The 3,876-nt window shown below is 72.3% G+C and carries 5 protein-coding genes; 2 read left to right on the forward strand and 3 right to left on the reverse strand.

Annotated features, from left to right (window positions below; genetic code table 11):
• Positions 1 to 360 (reverse strand): lytic transglycosylase domain-containing protein (locus ABZ873_RS33935; RefSeq protein ID WP_360880666.1); only part of this gene is annotated, 360 nt, incomplete at its 3' end.
• A gap of 455 nt (positions 361 to 815) precedes the next feature.
• On the opposite strand from ABZ873_RS33935, the gene ABZ873_RS33940 reads away from it, so the two are divergent.
• Both ABZ873_RS33940 and ABZ873_RS33945 read left to right on the forward strand, forming a co-directional pair.
• Positions 816 to 1,811 (forward strand): MsnO8 family LLM class oxidoreductase, encoded by a 996-nt coding sequence (locus tag ABZ873_RS33940; RefSeq protein ID WP_360880669.1) that lies wholly within the window; start codon positions 816 to 818, stop codon positions 1,809 to 1,811.
• Positions 1,812 to 2,171: 360 nt separating this feature from the next.
• Positions 2,172 to 2,669 (forward strand): DUF1772 domain-containing protein, encoded by a 498-nt coding sequence (locus ABZ873_RS33945; RefSeq protein WP_360880672.1) that lies wholly within the window; start codon positions 2,172 to 2,174, stop codon positions 2,667 to 2,669.
• A gap of 69 nt (positions 2,670 to 2,738) precedes the next feature.
• Here ABZ873_RS33945 and ABZ873_RS33950 read toward each other — a convergent pair whose 3' ends face one another.
• Entirely contained in the window at positions 2,739 to 3,383 is a 645-nt protein-coding gene (locus ABZ873_RS33950) for a DUF1772 domain-containing protein (RefSeq protein ID WP_360880675.1), read from the reverse strand.
• A gap of 187 nt (positions 3,384 to 3,570) precedes the next feature.
• Positions 3,571 to 3,876: adenosylhomocysteinase (locus tag ABZ873_RS33955; protein ID WP_360880678.1), on the reverse strand; the 306-nt coding region annotated here is incomplete at its 5' end.

The raw sequence follows: 3,876 nt of genomic DNA on the forward strand, positions 1-3,876 counted from the left end.
GATCTGGGTGGCCGGGTTGGTCTTCCAGTCGGCGCCCGCGGAGGCCATCTTCGAGGCGGGCAGGGCCTGGACCAGGCCGTACGCGCCGGAGGAGGAGTTGGTGGCGGTGTGGTTCCAGCCGCTCTCACGGGAAACGATGTTGTTGAACGCCGCGAACTGCGCCGGGTCCTTGATCATCTGCTGGGCGATCGCCTTGGCGCTCGTCGGGGCCGCCTGGGCGGGAACCGTGGCGACCATGGAGCCGGCGACACCCAGGGCGACGACGGCACCCGCGAGGGTCTTCTTGGAAGCGGCGATACGGCGGATGACAGCGTGGGACACGGAGATACCTTCCACAGGGGACAAGGGCGGTCGCGGCATGCCGGAGGCATGCGTGAGCCACTCACACGGTGGAGAGGGGTTCGTCGGCGGCGGGTGAAGCACCCGTGCCGCCCGGCGACTCATCCAGTTCTACCGACGCCCCGGCGGCCTGGCAAAGACCCCTCCTACTAGCCGACCCGGTGGTTCGGGGCCGGCCGGCCCCCGCCCGGAGCGGGCGGAACAGGCCGCTGCGGGCGTGCCGGGGGCTCCTATGCGGCTTCGTATGTGACCTGCGTCCTGTGGGGCGCCTCACCGCCAGGGGCCCCGGAACTCACCCGGTGTGGCCGGGCGTGTACCCGTAGGCGGCAGGTTTAGGGACATTTCCACCCAAGGGTTCGAAGGGAACGGGGCCCGGGAGGCTGGGTTCCGTGCCGGGGCCCTCACGGCGGGGGCGGGGTGGCGGGAAAGCGATCATGGGGCGGGGCGGCCGGTACGGGGATACCTATGCTGGCCCGATGCTGGAGATACCTCTTTCCGCGCTGGAAGTCGCCATGGTCCAGGCGGGCTCGCGGGCCGTGGACACCCTGCGGGACACCGCGGCCTTCGCCCAGGGAGTGGAGCGGCAGGGCTACCGGCGGCTGTGGTACGCCGAGCACCACCACTCCCCCGCCATCGGCGCGTTCCCGCCGGTGGTGCTGATCGCGCACGCCGCCGCGTCGACCTCGGTGCTGCGTCTGGGGTCGGGGGGCGTGCTGGCGCCCAACCACGCGCCGCTGACGGTGGCCGAGCAGTACGGGACGCTGGCCGCGCTGCACGAGGACCGCGTCGACCTGGGGATGGGCCGCGGGCCGGGCACCTTCGACGAGGGCATCGCGCGGGCGCTGCGCCGCGGGGCGGATCCGGCGACGGACGCCGAGTACCGGGCGGACGTGGCGGCGGTGCTGGAGTTCCTGGTGGAGGAGGTGGCGCTGGGTCCGCTGCCGGAGCCGTGGCTGCTGGCCTCCAGTACGGCCGGGGCCGCCCTGGCGGCGGAGCTGGGGCTGCCGGTCGCGGTCGCGCACCACATCCGGCCGGAGAACACCGCCGAGGCCGTCGACCGCTACCGGTCGGACTTCGTGCCCTCGCGGTGGTGCGAGCGGCCCCGGGTGCTGCTGTGCGTGGAGACGGTGTGCGCGCCGACCGAGCAGGAGGCCGTGTGGCGGGCCGGGCCGATGAACGTGGTCAAGGCCGGACTGCTCAAGGGGGTCAGCCAGGCCCCGTTCCCCACGCCCGCGCAGGCGGCCGCGCACGTCTTCACCCCGCACGAGGTGCAGGCGCTGGCCTGGTTCCGGGCGCAGCAGGCCGTCGGGACGCCCGCGCAGGTCGTGGCCCGGCTCGCGGAACTGGCCGCCGGGACGGGGGCGGAGGAGCTGATGCTGACCACGCCCGTGCACGACCTCCAGGACCGCCTCGCCTCCTACGCGCTGATCCGCGAGCACCTCACGGCCGGCGCGGCGGCCGCGCGCGGCTAGGCCGGCACCGGCCGGTCGGGGCCGGGGGTCATCCGGGCCGTCACCGGGTCGTCGGCGAAGGCGCGGGCCAGGAGGGCGGCGACCGCGCCGGACTCGGCGGGGCGGGCGCGGCGGATCCCGTACCCGGCGGTCGGGGACGCGCCGCGGGAGTCACCCCGGCTGTTCGAACGGCGGGCCGGGCGCGGGCGGGGGCGGGTGGGGGCGAGGACCGCTCAAGAGGCGCTTGAGGGTGACTCGATCACCCTGCGCCGCGGGGTGCTCGCGCCCGTATAGTCGCCATGACTTGACGATTCGATGACCCGTTCCCGAAGAATCGATGACCGATCAGGCTCCGCGGACGGGCGAGCAGGGGGACACACGATGGAGACCGCACGCCTGGCCTCGCTCATCGCCGCCACGGTCACGATGGGGCTGGTGAGCGGCTTGTTCTACGGGTTCTCGGTGTCGGTGATGCCGGGTCTGAAGCGTTCGGACGACCGTACGGTCATCGAGGTCATGCAGCACATCAACAAGGCCATCCTCAATGGCTGGTTCGTGCTGGGCTACATCGGGGCGTTCCTGTTCACCGCGCTGGCGCTGGTGCTGCACATCCCCTCCGACGGGCGGGAGGTGCTGCCGGCGCTGATCGCGGCGCTGGTCTGCTACATCCTGTCGATGGGGCTGACGAACAAGGTGAACATCCCGCTGAACAACGCGCTGGAGAAGGCCGGTCCGGTGGCCCGGATCAGCGACCCGGCGGCCGTCCGGCGGGCGTTCGAGGGGCCCTGGAGCCGGGCGAACGTGTGGCGGACGCTGCTGTGCACGGCCGCGGTCGGCTTCCTGGCCTGGGCGCTGTACCTGAGCGGCCGGCTGGGCTGACCCCCCGGAGCAGGAAGTCCCCCGGACCGGGCGGCCGGGGGACTTCCGTGTACAGGGGGTGGGGCCGGTTCAGCGGGTGGCGCGTCCGTAGAGGACCAGGGCGCGGGCGAGTGCCGCCAGGCCCAGGGTGCACAGCAGGGTGCGGACGATGTTGGTGGCGACCCAGGTGCCCTTGAACTTGTCGACGATGGCGAAGTCCGCGAGCTTCGCGGCGTCGCCGGCGTCGGCGAGTTCGTTGTTGAGGGGGATGTTCACCGAGAAGGTGATCATCAGGACGACGAAGTAGGCGACGGTGGCGACGGCGACCCAGACGGCGACGTTGCGGCGGCCCTTGCGGAACTCGATGACGGCGGAGGCGGCGGAGGTGAGCAGGGTGATGACGAACACCATGCCGAAGAGGCCGTTTCCGTCGATGGCGGCGTTGAAGTTCTGCATCGCGGTGACGTAGGTGCGTTCGTCGCCGGCGGCCAGGCCGGGCATGACGGAGACGTCGAAGGCGAAGAAGAGGCCGGCCATGAGGCCCATGAAGACCGTGGAGACCAGCAGCAGGGCGGTGGCGGCCTTGCCGCGTTCGGCGGTGGCCGCGGGCTGGGGCGCGTACGGGGTGTGCGGGCCGGCGTAGGGGCCGGGCTGGGCGTGCTGGCCGGGGGGTGCGTAGGGGCCGGGGCCGCCGGCGGTGTGGTGCTGGGGACTGCCGGCCGGGTTGGTGTTCATGGGTCATCCTCGTCTGCGGTGGTGGGAGTTGGTGCTCGCCCTCGGCTCGGGCATCCGATCGTGGCATTGGCCGGGATGCCCGGTCATGGGCTTTCCACCGGCTCTCGAGCGGGGCTTGAGAGCCGGTGGCGAAATCCGTTCGGTCCGCGGGTGACCGGGGGGTGCCCGAGGGGTGCTCGGGGGGTGGTCAGTAGCGGTAGTGGTCCGGCTTGTACGGGCCCTCGACCTTGACGCCGATGTAGGCGGCCTGCTCCGGGCGCAGGGTGGTGAGCCGGACGCCGAGGGCGTCGAGGTGGAGGCGGGCGACCTTCTCGTCGAGGTGCTTGGGCAGCACGTAGACGTCGGTCGGGTACTCCTCGGGCTTGGTGAACAGCTCGATCTGCGCCAGCGTCTGGTCGGCGAAGGAGTTCGACATCACGAACGAGGGGTGGCCGGTGGCGTTGCCCAGGTTCAGCAGACGCCCCTCCGACAGCACGATCAGCACCTTGCCGTC

Origin of the sequence: Streptomyces sp. NPDC047014, assembly GCF_040644195.1 — a bacterium.
Lineage (GTDB): Bacteria > Actinomycetota > Actinomycetes > Streptomycetales > Streptomycetaceae > Streptomyces.